This window comes from Cerasicoccus sp. TK19100 (assembly GCF_027257155.1).
In the GTDB taxonomy this organism is placed as follows: domain Bacteria; phylum Verrucomicrobiota; class Verrucomicrobiia; order Opitutales; family Cerasicoccaceae; genus Cerasicoccus; species Cerasicoccus fimbriatus.
In genome coordinates, this window is sequence record NZ_JAPWDU010000005.1 from 551,970 (window position 1) to 567,657 (window position 15,688).

The 15,688-nt window shown below is 57.2% G+C and carries 20 protein-coding genes; 9 read left to right on the top strand and 11 right to left on the bottom strand.

Translation table 11 applies throughout. From position 1 onward, the window contains the following. Positions 1-50: 50 nt before the first annotated feature. Together O3S85_RS14800 and pyrE are read right to left on the bottom strand one after the other, a co-directional pair. Entirely contained in the window at positions 51-434 is a 384-nt protein-coding gene (locus tag O3S85_RS14800) for a VOC family protein (protein ID WP_269541378.1), read from the bottom strand. 116 nt (positions 435-550) lie between these two features. Beyond that, positions 551-1,123 carry an orotate phosphoribosyltransferase gene (pyrE, locus tag O3S85_RS14805; protein WP_269541380.1) on the bottom strand — a complete coding sequence of 191 codons (573 nt, stop codon included), beginning with the start codon at positions 1,121-1,123 and terminating at the stop codon, positions 551-553. A 150-nt stretch (positions 1,124-1,273) separates the two neighbouring features. Here pyrE and O3S85_RS14810 point away from each other — a divergent pair, with 150 nt between their 5' ends. Genes O3S85_RS14810 through O3S85_RS14825 form a run of 4 tightly spaced genes read left to right on the top strand, consistent with a single transcriptional unit; the run spans position 1,274 to position 4,519 of the window. Then, complete coding sequence (locus tag O3S85_RS14810) at positions 1,274-2,149, top strand: transglutaminase-like domain-containing protein (RefSeq protein ID WP_269541382.1); 876 nt, start codon at positions 1,274-1,276, stop codon at positions 2,147-2,149. Between the two features lie 37 nt (positions 2,150-2,186). Then, positions 2,187-3,116 (top strand): shikimate dehydrogenase family protein, encoded by a 930-nt coding sequence (locus O3S85_RS14815; protein ID WP_269541383.1) that lies wholly within the window; start codon positions 2,187-2,189, stop codon positions 3,114-3,116. Further along, positions 3,113-3,448: a low molecular weight protein tyrosine phosphatase family protein gene (locus O3S85_RS14820; RefSeq protein WP_269541384.1), complete on the top strand. Its 336-nt coding sequence runs from the start codon at positions 3,113-3,115 to the stop codon at positions 3,446-3,448. Before O3S85_RS14815 ends, O3S85_RS14820 begins: the two co-directional genes overlap by 4 nt. A gap of 36 nt (positions 3,449-3,484) precedes the next feature. Further along, the gene (locus O3S85_RS14825; protein ID WP_269541385.1) at positions 3,485-4,519 is read left to right on the top strand and encodes a prepilin peptidase; all 1,035 of its coding nucleotides are present in this window, start codon (positions 3,485-3,487) and stop codon (positions 4,517-4,519) included. On the opposite strand, the gene O3S85_RS14830 is transcribed toward O3S85_RS14825, so the two are convergent. From O3S85_RS14830 to O3S85_RS14865, 8 genes are all read right to left on the bottom strand, one after another. After that, positions 4,513-5,352, bottom strand: a complete 840-nt coding sequence (locus O3S85_RS14830) for a LolA family protein (RefSeq protein ID WP_269541386.1) — start codon at positions 5,350-5,352, stop codon at positions 4,513-4,515. The two genes, O3S85_RS14825 and O3S85_RS14830, sit on opposite strands and share 7 nt — an antisense overlap. Before the next feature lie 63 nt (positions 5,353-5,415). Further along, the gene (locus O3S85_RS14835) at positions 5,416-6,027 is read right to left on the bottom strand and encodes a hypothetical protein (RefSeq protein ID WP_269541387.1); all 612 of its coding nucleotides are present in this window, start codon (positions 6,025-6,027) and stop codon (positions 5,416-5,418) included. Between the two features lie 3 nt (positions 6,028-6,030). Continuing rightward, positions 6,031-6,720, bottom strand: coding sequence for a DUF502 domain-containing protein (locus O3S85_RS14840; protein ID WP_269541388.1), 690 nt, complete (start codon positions 6,718-6,720; stop codon positions 6,031-6,033). 16 nt (positions 6,721-6,736) lie between these two features. After that, the gene (locus O3S85_RS14845; protein WP_269541389.1) at positions 6,737-7,123 is read right to left on the bottom strand and encodes a hypothetical protein; all 387 of its coding nucleotides are present in this window, start codon (positions 7,121-7,123) and stop codon (positions 6,737-6,739) included. A 111-nt stretch (positions 7,124-7,234) separates the two neighbouring features. Then, positions 7,235-7,492 (bottom strand): 50S ribosomal protein L27, encoded by a 258-nt coding sequence (gene rpmA / locus O3S85_RS14850; RefSeq protein WP_269541390.1) that lies wholly within the window; start codon positions 7,490-7,492, stop codon positions 7,235-7,237. A 6-nt stretch (positions 7,493-7,498) separates the two neighbouring features. Continuing rightward, positions 7,499-7,813: a 50S ribosomal protein L21 gene (gene rplU, locus O3S85_RS14855; protein ID WP_269541391.1), complete on the bottom strand. Its 315-nt coding sequence runs from the start codon at positions 7,811-7,813 to the stop codon at positions 7,499-7,501. A gap of 139 nt (positions 7,814-7,952) precedes the next feature. After that, positions 7,953-8,327 (bottom strand): hypothetical protein, encoded by a 375-nt coding sequence (locus tag O3S85_RS14860; protein WP_269541392.1) that lies wholly within the window; start codon positions 8,325-8,327, stop codon positions 7,953-7,955. Between the two features lie 18 nt (positions 8,328-8,345). Continuing rightward, entirely contained in the window at positions 8,346-9,389 is a 1,044-nt protein-coding gene (locus O3S85_RS14865) for a glycoside hydrolase family 16 protein (protein ID WP_269541393.1), read from the bottom strand. Between the two features lie 112 nt (positions 9,390-9,501). Between O3S85_RS14865 and O3S85_RS14870 the strand changes: the two genes are divergently transcribed. From O3S85_RS14870 to O3S85_RS14890, 5 genes are all read left to right on the top strand, one after another. Beyond that, complete coding sequence (locus O3S85_RS14870) at positions 9,502-10,239, top strand: class I SAM-dependent methyltransferase (protein WP_269541394.1); 738 nt, start codon at positions 9,502-9,504, stop codon at positions 10,237-10,239. A 72-nt stretch (positions 10,240-10,311) separates the two neighbouring features. Next, entirely contained in the window at positions 10,312-11,034 is a 723-nt protein-coding gene (locus tag O3S85_RS14875; protein WP_269541395.1) for a hypothetical protein, read from the top strand. 55 nt (positions 11,035-11,089) lie between these two features. Next, complete coding sequence (gene hisD / locus O3S85_RS14880) at positions 11,090-12,388, top strand: histidinol dehydrogenase (RefSeq protein ID WP_269541396.1); 1,299 nt, start codon at positions 11,090-11,092, stop codon at positions 12,386-12,388. A gap of 38 nt (positions 12,389-12,426) precedes the next feature. Continuing rightward, positions 12,427-13,368, top strand: coding sequence for a hypothetical protein (locus O3S85_RS14885; protein ID WP_269541397.1), 942 nt, complete (start codon positions 12,427-12,429; stop codon positions 13,366-13,368). Between the two features lie 756 nt (positions 13,369-14,124). Next, positions 14,125-14,883 carry an HU family DNA-binding protein gene (locus O3S85_RS14890; protein ID WP_269541399.1) on the top strand — a complete coding sequence of 253 codons (759 nt, stop codon included), beginning with the start codon at positions 14,125-14,127 and terminating at the stop codon, positions 14,881-14,883. A gap of 268 nt (positions 14,884-15,151) precedes the next feature. Here O3S85_RS14890 and O3S85_RS14895 read toward each other — a convergent pair. Next, the coding region (locus O3S85_RS14895; protein ID WP_269541400.1) for a phage integrase N-terminal SAM-like domain-containing protein at positions 15,152-15,688 on the bottom strand (537 nt) is incomplete at its 5' end.

A 15,688-nucleotide genomic window follows, 5' to 3' on the forward strand; every position in this document is an offset into this window, starting at 1 on the left:
TTAGTCGCCGAGTAGGGCATGACGCAAAGTTTCGCTCAGCGAACGGGCAATTAGTGCTCGAGAATCTCGACTTCGTAGCCGTCGGGGTCGGTGATGAAGGCCATCTTATTGCCGCCGGAGGTAAACTTCTCCTTCCAGCCTTCGGGCCAGATTTCGACGCCTGCCTTTTCGAGCTTGTCGCAGTGTTCGACGATGTCGTCGACGCGGATGCAGGTGTGGACGAGGTCCTCGGGGAACTCCACCTTGTAATCGGGCGAGTAGGTCAGCTCCAGCTTGTGAGCGCTACCGGGAATCTGCAGGTGCGCGAGCTGATTGCCGGAGGGGGACTTGTCCGTGCGCTTGAGCACTTCAAAGCCGCAGGTCAGGCAATACCAGTTGATGGACTTTTCCAGGTCGCTAACGCGGATACGAGTGTGGTCGAAGGTGATGGGCATGGTGGAAGATTAAAGGAAAAAGATTAAAGTTTAAAGGTTCTAGGTTGATAGGGTCGCGCAGTCGGCTTCAGTTTTCAACCCAACTTTTTCCTTTAATCTTTTTCCTTTTTCCTCTCTTAACTCCCCGGCTTGACCGCCGGAATCGCCGCGAGCTCAGGGGGGAGTTTTTCAGGATCATAGGTTGGGAAGGAAAATTCCAATAGCGAGGTCAGGGGTGTGCGGAAGCTAGCCTTGCCCTCGGAGCGATCAACCAGCACTGCTACACCAACGGCGTTGCCGCCTTCGGCCTCGACGATGTCCAGCGCTTCATTGACTCGGCCACCGCGGGTGATGACGTCTTCGACGATTAGGATGGTCTCACCGTCGGCAATCTTGAAATTGCGGCGCAGTGCGAGCTTGTCATCGACCTTCTCTACGAAGAGGAAACGCTTGCCAGCCTGACGGGCGACTTCCTGTCCGATTACCAGACCGCCCATTGCGGGGGCGACGACGGTGTCGAAGCTGCTCACGTCGATTTTTTCCAGAAGCAATTCCGCCAGGCGGGTTACTTTATCCATGTGCTCACACACGCGTGCGCATTGGAAAAAGTGGCCCGAGCGCAGGCCCGAGCGGAGGATGAAGTGGCCCTCCAGCAGGGCCCCGGAATCGCGGAAAATTTGCAGAATTTCTTGGTCGACGGAATCGCTCATGGGAAAAAGTTGTGTGGCTCTCGTGACGGCGTCAAGCCCAAGCGCCCGGCGCGCATTTTCTGTCTGGGCAATTTGGGCGCGGGCAAAACAAGTTGGCCTGCGCTATGCTTTTCCGTTGCGAACACGTCCTGAAATCCTATGGTGAAAGTCGTGAAAGAAAACAAACCAGCACCGATCAAGGCTTCGCGAAAACGCGCGTTGCTGGGGCTGTTGGACGACACCACAAGCTCCGTCCGCAGCGCTGTTCGCGCGGAACTGGAGCGACTCGGCCCGTCAGGCATTGCCTTGCTGCGCGAGGCCACCCACCATGAAGACGCCAGCATCGGCTGCGCCGCGCGTGACCTGCTCGACGCACTGACCGGCGGCAAGCCCGAGCGCGTTTTTCGCGACTTTATCCGTTCCTTTAATTATGAGCTGGAGACCGGTGTCTTGCTGCTCGACCGTGTGTCGAATCCCGAGGTGGGTATGGCCGACTACGAGCGCTTTTTGGCCGAGGTTTCCGACCGCTGCCGCGAGCTGATGCTCCACCCAAGCACGGCGTGGGAAAAGTGCCGCGTGCTTAACCGCGTGATCTTTGGCGAATACGGCTTTTGCGGCGATTCGGATAATTTCTACGACCCGCGCAACAGCTTCCTGAGTGACGTGGTGGACCGCCGCCGTGGCATCCCGATCAGCTTGTCGATTTTGTATCTGCTCGTGGCGGATCGCTGTAATCTGGAGCTGTCGCCCGTGGCGTTTCCCGGTCGCTTTATGGTGGGGTGCTTCCTCGACTCCGAGCCGTTCTACATCGACGTGTTCGAAGGGGGCGTTTTCCGGACGATCGAGGAAATCGAGCAAATGCTCGAGCCCTACGATATTGAGATCGAGCCCGCGATTTTTGCCCCGTGCCCGGTGGGCGAGGTGCTGGCGCGCTGCTGCCGTAATTTGGTCAACCAATACAACCGCTGCGGCGATCGCGAACGGGCGCGTCTGTTTACGGACTACGTGAACGAGTTTGAGGCGGCATACCGGCTCAACGACGAATAGGGCTTGTCGAGACACGGGTGCGTGGCATGCTCGCGGCATGCAATTTGACGACCCCGATCGCGTGCGCTCGCTGGATGAGCTGAAGCAGTGGAATTACCCGGGAACGGCGCTCGCCGTGCTCGGCAGCCCCATCGCCCACAGCGTGAGCCCGGCCATGCACAATGCCGCGCTCAACCTGATGGGCCAGACTCAGCAGCTCTTTCTCGATTGGCGCTATTTCAAGTTCGATACACCGCCGGAGATTTTGCCCCGCGCTTTGGAGCAACTGCACGCGGCGGGCTTTCAGGGGATTAATCTAACCATCCCGCACAAGGTGCAGGCGGTGGATCTTGTCGTGGAAATCGATCCCGGTGCCAAACTGTCCGGCGCGGTCAATACGCTCCATCGTCGAGCCAATGGCTGGGCCGGCTATAACTCCGACGGCTACGGTATGGAGCAGGCTTTGCGACGCGAGCTTGGCGTGGACTTAAAGGACGCAACGGTGATCTTGCTTGGTGCTGGCGGAGCGGCCCGGGCAGCCGCAGTGCAATGCCTGCAATCGGGCGTGGCCGAGCTGTGGATCGGTAACCGGAACCAGGAGCGCTTGGGCGGGTTGATCGAGCTCTTGCAAGAGGCCCCCGGCAGCGAGCGCGTACGTGGATTCGACCTCAGCGAGCCGCCTGCGGAATTGCCCCGGCAGGCGGTGATTGTCAACGCGACCTCACTTGGCCTGAAGGACGAAGACCCCGCGCCAATCGATCTGGCCCGCTTTGCACCGGAGACGAAAGTTTACGACATGACCTATGGCGTCGAAAACGCCTTGGCGCGTTCGGCAAAGCATTACCAGATGGCGTATGCGGACGGCTTGTCCATGCTCGTGTGGCAGGGCGTGCGGAGCCTGGAAATCTGGACCGGTGCGCAGGTGCCTGCGCAGGCGATGATGGACGGTGCCTGTCACGCCAAGGGCTATGAACCCCGCCGTGCATGAGGCCACGCATTCTCTTTGTCTGTAGCCGGAACCAGTGGCGCAGCCCGACGGCAGAGGCCGTTTATCGCAATGACTCGCGCCTGGAGGTGCGGTTGGCCGGGGTAAGTGCGTCGGCACGGCATGTGATCAGCACGGTGGATATTGACTGGGCCGACTTGATCCTCGTCATGGCGCCCGAGCACAAGCAGCGCATCCGTGAGCAGTTTCGCGGTGGGGAACTGCCGCCGATTGAGTGCCTGGATATCCCGGATGACTACCGCTACATGGACACCGAGTTGCAGCAACTAATCCGCCAGTCAACCGAGCCTTGGATCAATCAACTATTGTCCTAGCGGGAAAGTGTTGGTAATTGCTCCTTTATAAATCTCATGAGCCTCGACGAATTTCACGCAATCAACGCCGCGTATCCGTGGTTTTTCGCATTTTGGGCGTTTGTCTTTGGTGCCTGCTGGGGTAGCTTTTACAACGTGGTCATCTACCGCGTGCCAGCAGGAAAGTCGGTGGTTAAGCCCGGTTCGCACTGCTACGCCTGCAACACACCGATCAAGTGGTATGACAATCTGCCGATCCTGAGCTGGTGCATTCTTCGGGGCAAGGCCCGCTGCTGTGGTGCGCCGTTCTCCGTGCGCTATGCGATTATCGAGGCGATGACGGGGCTCTTTTACATGACTGCGTGGCTGGTTTACAGCCAGCATCTGGGCGTCGTGGTGGCGATCTGGATCTTCATCGCACTGATGATCTGCAACGCATTCATTGACTACGATACGCAATATCTTCACGACGCCTTTACGGTCTGGGGAATGATGATCGGTGTGGTGCTTTCCGCACTTTACCCAGATCTGCATCAAATGGGCGGCAGCGGCGATCCGATCATGCTCGAGCGTCTTCGTAGTATCGCGCTTAGTGTGACCGGAGCGCTGGTTGGATCTGGTCTGATTGTCTGGATTGCCGAAGTATCGGGGAAAATTTTGCGAAAAGACACGATGGGGTACGGGGACGTCGTACTGATGGGTTGTATCGGCGCTTTCGTTGGTTGGAAAGGTGCCGTATTTGCCATCTTTGGAGGTTCACTACTCGGTTCGCTGGTGGTACTGCCACTGTTGATGTTTAACACGCTCACTGGCAAAAATGTGCGTCCAGGCAAGACGGGACACATTGATGAAGATGAGGAAGTGGATAAGGGTGACCAGACATCTGATTCTGCCATAGAGTCCTCCGCTACTGATGCCGACAAGCAGTCTTCAGGCGAAGAAGAAGAACAGCTCGGCATTGGCTCGGCCATTCCGTTTGGCCCGTGGCTATCGCTCGGGGCGCTGGTTTACGTGCTTTTTGTCCGGAAATACGTGGATCAATATTTCGACAGCACGATCGACCTGATCTTCTCGCCGGTGCGTTTTTACTGAGCGTTTTTTCCCTTTAGCCAGACTTCCTTAACTTTGGGCATCTCGAACATCGCGTCATTCAGCGGTGGGTTGAGCTTGATGTTGGAGAACTCCATCGTCATCACGACTTCGTCTTCGTAGGCAATTTCGTATTTCACAGGCACCCACTTATTGTCGATCTTGTCGTATTTAACAACGTAGGTGTCGACATTGACAGGGGTGCCCATCTGCATCTGCTTGTTGCCGCGGCGGGTGATGAGGTAATTCTTCGGGTGAAAATAAAAATACTCCGTTCTGCCATCGGGGTGATAGAGCTTAACGAGGTAGTTCTTCTGTTTGCGGTTGTTGACGGCACCGAGGTATTCGAGGACGCAGCCCTTCTCCTTGTAGGTGAGCAGAAGGTCGTCGGCACTCGCCATCTCCTTGATTTCTTTTTCCTTCTCGCCGCCGATTTTTTGCGGGAATGGCTTTTCCTCTGATTCATCAAAAGTCCAAGCGGTGGTGCCATCATAGCCCGTGGAAACCTTGAACATTTCGTTGCCGATATCGGCCTTTTTCCAAACGTTCATTAGCGCCTTGTTGGGGCGCTTATAGTAGTAGTCCATGTTGACGCGATGGGGGCCTCGGCTTAGGAGGATTTTAGACGATAGTGAGTCGTAGGTAATCGCGTCCGGTCCGCCCATGGCCTTAACCGAGGTGGCAAATAACTGCTCGGCGATGGGGTCGGATTTCTCCGGCAGGGGCTCGCGCAGTTGATCTTCCTGTTGGTCGTTGGTCTGGTAGGAATCGGCTTCCTGGCCATGTGCCATGGCAGTGAGCATCAACGCCAGCAAAAGGGAAACGAGGAATTTCATGGCCTTAATCATGAACGCGTAACCACGCGGCGACAATCTCGGATAACCGGCCAATGATGATTTTTACGGAACTATAATATCCGTGTCCGCGCGCAGCCAGCGCTCCATTTTCTCAATGAGTTGCGCGGCGACTTCCTCGCGACAGGGCTCCAACTCGGCCAGGGGGTTGCCGATGATTTCCTTGGCGCGATCCTGCTCGCTCTTGGTCAGGTTGCGCAGCCACTGCTGGCGAACGGCGTAGCCTTCGTCGGCGGCGTAGCGGTAGAGGGACTTCAGGTAAACGCAGTGTGGCAGCGGCGAGTCCTCAAAGGCCGAGAGCGCATCGACTGCCAGTTGGGTGGTTGGTGCAAAAAATTCGGTGTGCTGCAGGTTGCGCCAGATCAGCTCGCCCAAACGGGTGGCAAGCTGGAGTGAGCGGTAGCGCCGCGCAATGCCGGTATGTCGGTGCTCCAGGCTGTATTCTTTCAGAAACCAGGCACCCGTCGTTGACGAGCTTTCGAGGTGAAACGTCGCGCGGTCAAAAATGTCCGGGCCACCAGTGGTTTTGCTGGAGCGCCGCCACATGATGACGAGTCGGCCATCCTCGGCGCTGAGGGCGTGCAGGCGTAGAAAGCGTTCGCCGGAAACGGTGGCGGCGAGGACCACGCCGCTGGTCTGCAGCTCGCGCGCGGGCATGGCCTAGGCGCGGGAGGCAGGTTCTTCGGTGGTTAGCTCCTCGGGCGGAGCCTTGACGTGCTTGCTTTGGGGCAGCGGGTAGGGCGGGGAAACCGCACCGCCCGACACGATCAATTTCATGCCGTCGGTGACCGACATTTCCATTGGAATGATTTCATCCTTGGGCACCATTAGCAGGAAGCCGCTGGTGGGATTGGGCGTCGTTGGTACGAAGATGTTCACCACCTCGGCACCGGTCTTGTGTTGGACCTCGCCTTTGGCGTCGCTCGTCAGGAAGCCGAGGACATAGACGCCTTTGCGTGGGTATTCGGTCAGCACGACCTTTTGAAACACGGCCTTCTGTTGCTTGCTAAAAGTGTCGACGATCTGCTTGACCGTTTTGTAAACGGCATTGATGAACGGCAGGGCCTCGATCATGCGCTCACCGAGATTGATAAAAATGCGGCCGATGAAATACCGCGATAGAAAACCCACTACGGTGATCACGAACAAGACGATTAGGATCGCCGCGATTTTGAGCAGCAGGTCAATGCCGGGCAGATTCTTGAAGTCTTCCGAGACGAACTTGAAAATAGCATCGCTAGCGGGCGCGCCAATTTTGGTCAGCATGAAGTTGACGACAAATATCGTCACACCCATTGGCGTAATGATAACGAGCCCAGCGATGAAGGCGTTGCGCAGTTGGCGAAGCATAGGTGCGGTCAGAAAATTATTGTGGCGCGTCTGGATAGAGCAATTGTGGCAGGCCGAAGAGAAGGAAAATGATCAGGCCGGCCAGAAAGATGGCTGCCAAAATGCAACCAAGCTTCGATGATCCGTCAAACCCGCCGGGTTTAAAATCATTGGAGATTACCGCTTCGGGAGCGTCGTTGGCAGGTGCGGGGGATGGGGGAGCGGATTGAGCCGCGGCAATTGCCACCGCTGGCTCTGGCTTGGTGTCGGTCTTGGTCGGCTCGGGGGTAGAGAGTGATTCGTTTGGCTTAGACGGTGTGGGCGCAGGCTGGCCCTCCAACTGCGCAATCTGGCGGTCAAGCCAGGCAAGGTGCTCGCGCATTTTTTCGCGCTGGGCGCGTAATTCGTTCAGGTCGAAGGACATGTTGCTCGTAGAGTCAGTTGTCGATACTGCGAATTAGCCCGTTTGAGGCGAGCAATAAAAAGGCGCCTTCCGAAATGGAAAGGCGCCTGTAAAGCGTTCTGCGTTAGCCGCTTAGGCTTCGACAGCGTGCGGAACGACTTGCACCTTGCGGTGAAGCTTGTCCCACTCGACGACGCCGTCTTCGAGGGCAAAGAGGGTGAAGTCTCTGCCCTTGCCGACGTTGGTGCCGGGGTGGAAGCGAGTGCCACGCTGACGGATCAGAATGTTGCCGGCGCGAACTTTTTCGCCACCGAACTTCTTGATGCCGAGGCGCTTGCTTTCGCTGTCGCGTCCGTTCTTGGAAGTTCCTTGTCCTTTTTTATGAGCCATGACGTATTAGGCGTTGATGGATTCAATCTTGATGACCGAAAGCTCCTGGCGGTGACCACGGGTGCGGCGGTAGCCCATCCGGCGGTGCATCTTGTGGATAATCACTTTCTTGTCGCGCTTGTTTTCGAGGATGGTGGCCGTAGCGCTGGCGCCGTCCACGTAGGGTGCGCCAAACTTGGTTTCCGCTCCTTCGCCCACGCAAAGTACTTTGTCGAGGGTGACGGTGTCGCCAGCTTGCGTGTCCTTATAACGGTTCACGAAGATCACATCACCTTCGGTGACGATGAATTGGCGGCCTTGAGTTTCAATGGTTGCTTTCATTTTGGAAAATGGGAAAACCGCCTAAAAAAGCGGATTACAGCCCCAACGCAAGGATTTTTGTAAGAAATGCGTAGTTTTTTAACAGAAAGATCGGGAAGAGCGGGATTTCCATCGCCCCTGGTTAATTCTAGCTGTTGCCTTAGCAGGCATATCGTTTTTTCAAATCCTCAAGGTCATGATAGATGATTCCCTCAAAAAAAGGTTTACCGCGTTCAATCGCTGTAAGTAGGGGACAAGCAATGTTGCCGTTCATATCCTCACCACCTTCGTCTGGAATACTGACCAGCACGCAAAGTACTGGAATGATTTGACCAAGTAGTTTGCTTGGGGCCAAAGATAAATAGTGTGCCGCTTGCATCCGACAATCATTGCTATATTTGTTGTATGGCGCGCATATAACACAAAGCGAAAGTAACATCTCGGGATCATCCAGATGCGTTCTAAAGTAGTCATCCGCCGATTTGTCAGAGTGTATCGCTAATATTAATCTATCTCTGAGTTGGTCGAGGTTCATGCGTATCCCAATAATTCATCACTCAGCCCACTGATAAACCCGGGCGTAGTCCACCTCGAAAACTTGAGGAAAGGCCGAATCGGGCAAATTGTTGGCGTTTTGGCCGGTGCCGTTAAAGAATCCGCCATTAACGGCCACATTGATGATCAGGTGAAAATACTCGTCGAAGGGCGCGGTTTCGGAGCCGGGGGCGGCGGCGCTATACCATTGGTCTTTGGTAAGTGTCTGGTATTTAACATCATCCACATGCCATTCGATGCGGTCGGGCCACCATTCGATGGCGTAGGTGTGGAAGCCGTCGTCAAAGGTGCCTTCGGGCAGGTAATATTCTGTGCCGGTGTAGGTGTTGTTGGGCCAGGACTCGCCGAAGTGGATGGTGCCGTAGGTGCGGTCGGTGTAGTTGCCCTTGGATTCGAGGATGTCAATTTCCCCGCTGGCCGCCCAAATGCCGTAAACATTCTCCGAGGGCATCATCCAAATCGCTGGCCAGATGCCTTCGCCGCCGGGGACTTTGGCGCTGAACTCGAAGCGCCCGTATTTCCAGTCGCCGCGCTGCAGGGTGCGCAGGCGGGCGGAGGAGTAGGGCTGGGTTTTGCCGTCGTTGCTGGTGTAGGGGTCGCGATACACGGCGATGTGCAGCTTGCCGTCTTCGACGTAGGCGTATTTCTCGTTCACGCTGTAGTGCTGGTGCTCGTTATTGCCGCCGCCGTAGTTGTTCTCTTCCTTGCCCCACTTGGAGAGGTCCAGCTCGTCGCCGTCAAATTCGTCTGCCCAGACCAGCGCCCATTGGTCCTGTAGCTCGACGACGCGGTAAAACTGCTTTTGCGCATTTACCGGAAAGAGCTCCGAAAGGGACTCGCCGGTTCCCTCGACGGCCAGGCCGACGTCTTCCCAGTTGTCTCCGGCGAGATTGGTCGAGGTTTGTAGTTGATAGTATTTGCCGGCTTCCGTTTGGAACGTGACATCGACCGCGGGGCGAATCTCACTGGCCGGTTGGGCGTAAAGGGGCGGGGACAATAGCGCCGACAAGGCGGCGAAGGCAGGCAGTGTTCTAGGTTGCATGTTTATGAGAACGTCGGCCTGGGGTGTTTATTCCAGATGAATTCTTTGGGGAAACTGCATGGTCAGGCTTGTCAGCGAGTGCCGATGCGGCTTATTTCATGGGGTTTGCATCATGGAAATCGCCGAAGCCCAGACCTATTTTCGTCAAACCACCGTGGTCGACCACTATTCCCGCGCCGTGGCGCGCGTCGGCCTGTGGAATAGCGAGGAAAAGATCTTTCAGCGCCTTTTTCAGCCCGAGCAAAGCCTGCTGGAGCTGGGCTGCGGTGCCGGCCGGATTGCCATTGGCCTGTGGGAGTTGAATTACCGTCACGTGCTCGGCACGGATTATTGCCCGGAGATGGTCGCCGAGGCCCGCCGCATCAACCAAGTGCTCGAATACGGCGTTCCCTTCCAGCAGGCCGATGCCACCCATTTGCCCTTTGATGACGAGCAATTCGACGGCGCTATCTTCGGCTTTAACGGCCTGATGCAGATCCCCGGTCGCTCGAATCGCCAGCGGGCGATGTTTGAGATTGCCCGCGTTATTAAGCCGGGCTCGTGGTTTGTCTTCACCGGACATGATCGTAATCGCCACGGCCGCAAGAGCTTTTGGAAAGAAGAGCACAAGTTGTGGGTCAAAGGTAGGCAAAACCCGATGATCGAGGAATTTGGCGATCTTTACTACGAGGCCGACGAAGGCTACTGGATGTATATCCACGCGGCGGATTCGGCCGAGGTGCAGGCCGATCTGGAGCAGGCGGGCTTTCGGGTGGATGTATCCGCGCTGCGCTCCGAAATTTGTATGGAACCCGCCGAGGTCCGTGAGTTCTCAGATGATACCCGCTTCTGGATTGCGCAGAAGCGCTAAATAGATGCTTCACTTTTGCGCCATCGCCCTTACTTTGGGCCCCTTTAGCACTCGTTGACCAGAATACACGACATGAAATTTCAGCGCACACTCCTCGCATCCTTTCTCTTCATTACCGGCAGCCTCTTGCAGGCAGACTCGCTGGATGACTTCCTTAAAAAGGCCCGGGCGCAGCTTGGCCCCGAGAAAGCCTTGGAGAATGTCGAGTCCATCCAATACATCGGTGAGGTGACCTCTGCCGAGGGCCAAAAGATGTCTGACCTGGAGCTGATTTTTGAAAAGCCGAACTGCCAGAAGCTAAAGGAAACCCGCGGAGACAAAGTTAACCAGACTGCGGTTAACGGCTTCGAGGGCTATGTGATGAGCATGGACACCGCCAACCCAAGCAGTCGGGTCATCCAGGTGCTGCGCCCGCTTCAGGTCAAGCGACTCATGGCCAACGCGGTTGAAAACCTGAATTTTTTCACCGGTCCTGAGCACATGCGTGGTGCCGAAATCATCGACGAAGGCGTTACCGAATACAACGGCAAGAAGGCGCGTAAGATCAAGTTTCAATACCCGCTTGAGCTTTATTACGTCCGTTATTTTGAGCCGGATACGGGTAAGCTGATTGCGACCGTTAGCAGCGACGGCCTGACCATGGTGGAAAAAGAATCTTTGGAAGCCAACGGCATTAAGTTCCCCAAGACCGTCGACACCTACGACGAAACCGGCAAGCTGCTGCGCTCCGTCGTGTTCACTCAGGTGAAGGTCAACGAGAAGATCCCACCGACCGCCTTCGACTTTCCGAAGTAGCGCTTTCTTAAATTACCGGTTGCGCGCGGGGGAAGCATGCTCATAGGTTTCGGGCATGAAAATCCTAGAGTATGGCCAGAAAGGCTTTGCGACCCAACTCAAGCGCGCGTGCCCCTCGTTTCGCGCCAGCGAAGATGTAGCCGCCACGGTCCGCACGGTGATTGCCGATGTGGAAAAAGAGGGCAACAAAGCCGTCTTCCGCTACACTGAAAAATTTGACGGTGCCAAGCTGACACCTCGCACCCTGCGCGTGAAGCAGGAAGAGCTCGACGCTGCGCCCAAGACACTGACCGCCGCGCAGCGCAAGGCGATTCGTGAGTCGATTAAGTGCGTTAAGGATTTCCACAAGAAGACGCTGCCCAAAGGCTGGCGCGCTAAGAATCCGCATGGCGCGACCGTAGGCGAGGAGTTTTTCCCGATCCAGCGTGTGGGCCTCTACGTGCCTGGTGGTCAGGTGCCGCTCGTGTCGACCGTCATCATGAGCGCAGTGCTGGCCAAACTCGCCGGTTGCCCGGAGGTGGTGGTTTGCACGCCGCCACAAAAAGACGGCTCGGTGAACCCCGGTTTGCTGGCCGCGCTAAAGCTTTGCGGCGTGGACGAAGTTTATAAAATCGGTGGCGTTCAGGCCATCGCCGCGATGGCCATTGGCACGAAGTCCGTGCCGGCGGTGGACAAAGTTTTCGGCCCTGGCAACGCCTACGTGATGGAGGCCAAGCGCGCGCTGTTTGGCCAAGTTGGTGTGGACCTGCTACCTGGCCCGAGTGAGGTGCTGATCATTGGCGATTCGACTTCCAACCCGGCCTACATTGCCGCCGACTTGTTGGCACAGGCCGAGCACGGCACGGGCAAGGAAAAGGTTTACCTGATGGTCGGCAGCCGTAAGCAATACGACGCGATTGCGGAAGAAATCACCAAGCAAGCCGAGACGCTTTCCCACAAGGACGCCGCACTCGGTGTGCTGAAAAACCACGGCTTGTGCGTGATCACCAAGAGCGTCGAGCAGACCGTCGAGATAGCGAACTACATTGCCCCTGAGCACTTGGAAATCCACGTGAAGCCCGCGACGCAAAAGGTGCTCGCCAAAAAGATTACCGCCGCCGGTGCGATGCTTCTGGGCGGCGACACGCCCACGGTGTTGGGTGACTTCACCGCCGGGCCGAGCCACACGCTGCCCACCGACCGCACGGGCCGCTTCTTTGGTGGTATGCAGGTGACGGACTACATGCGCCGCACCAGCATCGTGCAATACAACCCCAAGGCCGCGCAGCTTGCTTGGCCGGTGGTCAAGGCGTTCGCCGAAATGGAGCAGCTCGATGCCCACGGACGCAGCCTGCAAATGCGCGTCGAAAAATGAGGATGCGCCCGGCATTGGTTTGGCTTTCGGCGTTGCTCTTGGCAGCGCCTGCCATTGCCGATGACGCCGGGCAAACGGTCAGCATCGGGGCGGGCCAGCCGACTGTTGAGTTGGTCGAGGCACCCGCCGACACGGTGCCCGAGGTGGAGCTGGAAGCCCGGATCGATCCCGAAACCGCGCCGGACCGCGATTACCTTTTTTCGCTGCTGCGCTACCTGTATCGCTGGCACATCGATGCCGCGATGCTGGCTGAGGATCTCGACGCGGTCGATAGCGTGGTCATCGCCTATCGCGAGCTGCACCCGGTAACGGATGAATCGGACAACAGCCGATTTGCCGAAATCATCGTCCCGATCGCGCGCACCCGGGTCATGCTAAAGCAGGCCGATTACTCCATCGAAGAGTTGGGTCTGGAAGTGAAAAACCAACGTTTTAATGTGGTCAATGTAATCTTCGATCCCGACCTCGAATGGGACCATGAGGACTACCTCGTGCAGGTTTTTACGATCGATGAAGTCTTCGACTGGCTGCACGAAACGCGTAACGACATCCTGTTTCCCAACCAGGAATTGCTCACGATGATTCGCGATGAAGTGCGCGAGGAAGTCGGCGAAGAGCGCCCCGATCTCGTGCGCCTGGATGAGCCACAGATAGTATACCTCGCGCCGGTTTCACCCGTGATCAATGAGGTCTGGATTTATTGGGAGAGCGGGCAGCACCTCGTGCATTTTACTTCCGATGATGACTTGGGCGACATCGATACCTGGCGCAGTGAACTGCATCACGTGGAGCTCTTTGACTTGAAGAACGATGTCGTCGTATCGCCACTGGAAAAGCCCGGGAGCAACGCCTACATCACGAAAGATTGGGCCGGCCGCGTTCTCTTTAACTGCAACGTGCTGGGCGCGAAGTTGATCCTCCCGCCAGAGGGCGCGGCGAACGACGCCGTGATCATCGAGAAAGCACCGGACGGGGCTTAGGCGCGAGCTTTCGATAGGGGCAGGGGATTAGTCTGAGTATTTGTGCTCTACGGCCAACGGACATTCATTTTGAGCGCCAAAGGCGCGGGCTCATCATAGCCTAGGGTCAGCGAGTTGCGTAGCGACGAAGCGCAGCCCTAGGAATAATCAATATTGTGTCGTTGGAGTGCTGAAAGCACGGCCTCATTGGTGCTTGTTGAGGCCACCCTTTCAGGGTTCCAACTACTTGTGATGGCCCAGTTCCTAGGGCTGCGCTCCAGTCGCTCTGCAACTTGCGCTGACCCTAGGCTAGTATATGATCGCACCCTTGGTGCTCATCTTCAAGGGGTTATAACATGACAGCTTAGATTGATTCATTGTGTATCTTCATTGCTGCAAACACTGCCCCAACGGGGCTGCGCAACAATAGCCCAGGGGGTAAAGCGAACCGCTTGCGGGAAGCGCTACGCTGGGAAACCGGATGCTGTTATCTCCCTGCCCCAACGGGGCTGCGCAAGATGTCGTTTTGCGCAATCCCGTTGGGATAGGTAATTTACGTATCTGTATTCCCAGGGTAGGCGTTCAGCCGCTCTGCGGCCTCAAGCCAACCCTGGGCTATTGATGCGTAGCCCCGTTGGGGCAATTATTTGAAAGTTGAATGGCTGTTCGCCTTGGCATCGGGAACTTTGCCGATTGACGCACAATTAGTGTTTGCTGTTGGGGTTAATGGGGCAATAATGTTCACTGAACATTTTAATCCTAAACCACACTGTCGTCATGCTGAAATATTACCTGGAAACCATCCAATCCATCGACCCGAACGCCCGCTCGAAGCACGCCCTTGTGGCCCGAGCCGAGGGCGGCAAAACCGTGCAGGGCAAGCGTCTGCATCAACGCCTCGCGCAGCGCACCGGGCTACGCGAACACGAAGTCGCCGCCGTGCTGGAGGCGCTGAAAGAAGAAGTCCGCGACAGCCTCCGCCAGGGCGAGCGCGTCAACCTGCAAGGGCTGGCTCAGTTTATGCCCGGGATCAAGGGGCTGTTCCGTGATTACGACGATCGCGTCGACCCCAAGCGCCACCAGGTCAAGGTCGGCGTCCGCCTGGCACCGAAGCTCAACCGCGACATCAATCGCCAACTGCATTGGGAGCGCGTCGAGCGTCCGCTGGACCGGCTGCGCCCGAACGTGATCGCCGTGTTCAATGCGCGCCAGGGAAAGCCGACCGCCGTCTCGCCCGGGGCGAACCTCAAGCTCTACGGCGCACGACTCAAGTTTAACCACGCCGCGCCGGACGAGGGCGTTTTCCTCGTTCCACCGGGGCAGTTCCACGCCCAGGGCATCCGCATGGACGAAGTCGTCGTCAACGAGCCGCAATGGGTCATCTTCCAAACACCCTACGACCTGCCGCCCGGCGAGTATCAGATCGAAGTCCGCTCCCGCCTGCGGGACAACACCACGGTGACGGTGGGCGTGGCACCCGCTCCAATGTTGTTACAAACCCAGGCATCTCCTTCCTCCCAGCAAGCCGTTGCCTAAGCCCAAACCTTCGGCTATGTCGCACGCTACGTCCATGGACGTAACCCTTCTACGTCCCGGGACGTAACTTCCCTCCGCCCCCGGACGTAAGGGTGCTACGCCCCGGGGCGTAGAGGGAGGCATCCGAAGACGTTCCGGGGAAACATACGCCTGAATTCGGGAAGACAAAGGGGCGGTTTTGAGAAGAAAGCAGGGCGGGTTAGGGGATTGGTGCCCGGGCTACGGGGATCCGTGCCCAGCTCTTTCGCGGGAAAAACATACTGCCAGCTCAGTTGCGCGCGCGCACCGCTATACTTACGCGCCAAAGCCGTCGGCATGCTCGCGCCAGTAAACCCCGCCGCCACGTCCGCGGCATGAGCGCGCGCGCGCACCCGCTCAACCTGGTCTTGCAAGGCATTGCCCAAAATTGAGGCAGGACGCTCACCCGGTCCTTATCCCCTTTGCCCGCCCGCACACACAGCTGCCTGCGGTCGAAATCGAGATCCTTCACTCGCAGCCGAATCAACTCAGTCGACCGCAGCCCGGCGCCATACTGCTGGCGGGCCATTAAACCGAACACGCCCGAAAGCTCCGTCAGCAAGGGCTCGGTTTCCTGAACCGACAAAACCGTGGGCGTCCGCTGGCGCTTGCGAAAGCGCACGGCCCCGCTGAAGTCCACCGACTCCTCGCCCCGCACATGACGGAAAAAGAACAACAACGCATTAAATGCCTGATCCTGCGCACTGGGCGCCAGTTCGCGCTCTTCCGCCAAGTAACTCAAAAAAAACGCACCACTTCCCGTGGCGAAACTGTCAATGCATCCTGG

What these genes read in the sequence shown, in the direction of transcription:
- O3S85_RS14875 (WP_269541395.1), top strand. Translation starts at nt 10,312, where the DNA reads ATGAAATTTCAGCGCACACTCCTCGCATCCTTTCTCTTCATTACCGGC.
- O3S85_RS14830 (WP_269541386.1), bottom strand. Translation starts at nt 5,352, where the DNA reads ATGAAATTCCTCGTTTCCCTTTTGCTGGCGTTGATGCTCACTGCCATG.
- O3S85_RS14860 (WP_269541392.1), bottom strand. Translation starts at nt 8,327, where the DNA reads ATGAACCTCGACCAACTCAGAGATAGATTAATATTAGCGATACACTCT.
- O3S85_RS14840 (WP_269541388.1), bottom strand. Translation starts at nt 6,720, where the DNA reads ATGCTTCGCCAACTGCGCAACGCCTTCATCGCTGGGCTCGTTATCATT.
- rplU (WP_269541391.1), bottom strand. Translation starts at nt 7,813, where the DNA reads ATGAAAGCAACCATTGAAACTCAAGGCCGCCAATTCATCGTCACCGAA.
- hisD (WP_269541396.1), top strand. Translation starts at nt 11,090, where the DNA reads ATGAAAATCCTAGAGTATGGCCAGAAAGGCTTTGCGACCCAACTCAAG.
- O3S85_RS14890 (WP_269541399.1), top strand. Translation starts at nt 14,125, where the DNA reads ATGCTGAAATATTACCTGGAAACCATCCAATCCATCGACCCGAACGCC.
- O3S85_RS14820 (WP_269541384.1), top strand. Translation starts at nt 3,113, where the DNA reads ATGAGGCCACGCATTCTCTTTGTCTGTAGCCGGAACCAGTGGCGCAGC.
- O3S85_RS14865 (WP_269541393.1), bottom strand. Translation starts at nt 9,389, where the DNA reads ATGCAACCTAGAACACTGCCTGCCTTCGCCGCCTTGTCGGCGCTATTG.
- pyrE (WP_269541380.1), bottom strand. Translation starts at nt 1,123, where the DNA reads ATGAGCGATTCCGTCGACCAAGAAATTCTGCAAATTTTCCGCGATTCC.
- O3S85_RS14835 (WP_269541387.1), bottom strand. Translation starts at nt 6,027, where the DNA reads ATGCCCGCGCGCGAGCTGCAGACCAGCGGCGTGGTCCTCGCCGCCACC.
- O3S85_RS14825 (WP_269541385.1), top strand. Translation starts at nt 3,485, where the DNA reads ATGAGCCTCGACGAATTTCACGCAATCAACGCCGCGTATCCGTGGTTT.
- O3S85_RS14845 (WP_269541389.1), bottom strand. Translation starts at nt 7,123, where the DNA reads ATGTCCTTCGACCTGAACGAATTACGCGCCCAGCGCGAAAAAATGCGC.
- O3S85_RS14800 (WP_269541378.1), bottom strand. Translation starts at nt 434, where the DNA reads ATGCCCATCACCTTCGACCACACTCGTATCCGCGTTAGCGACCTGGAA.
- O3S85_RS14870 (WP_269541394.1), top strand. Translation starts at nt 9,502, where the DNA reads ATGGAAATCGCCGAAGCCCAGACCTATTTTCGTCAAACCACCGTGGTC.
- rpmA (WP_269541390.1), bottom strand. Translation starts at nt 7,492, where the DNA reads ATGGCTCATAAAAAAGGACAAGGAACTTCCAAGAACGGACGCGACAGC.
- O3S85_RS14815 (WP_269541383.1), top strand. Translation starts at nt 2,187, where the DNA reads ATGCAATTTGACGACCCCGATCGCGTGCGCTCGCTGGATGAGCTGAAG.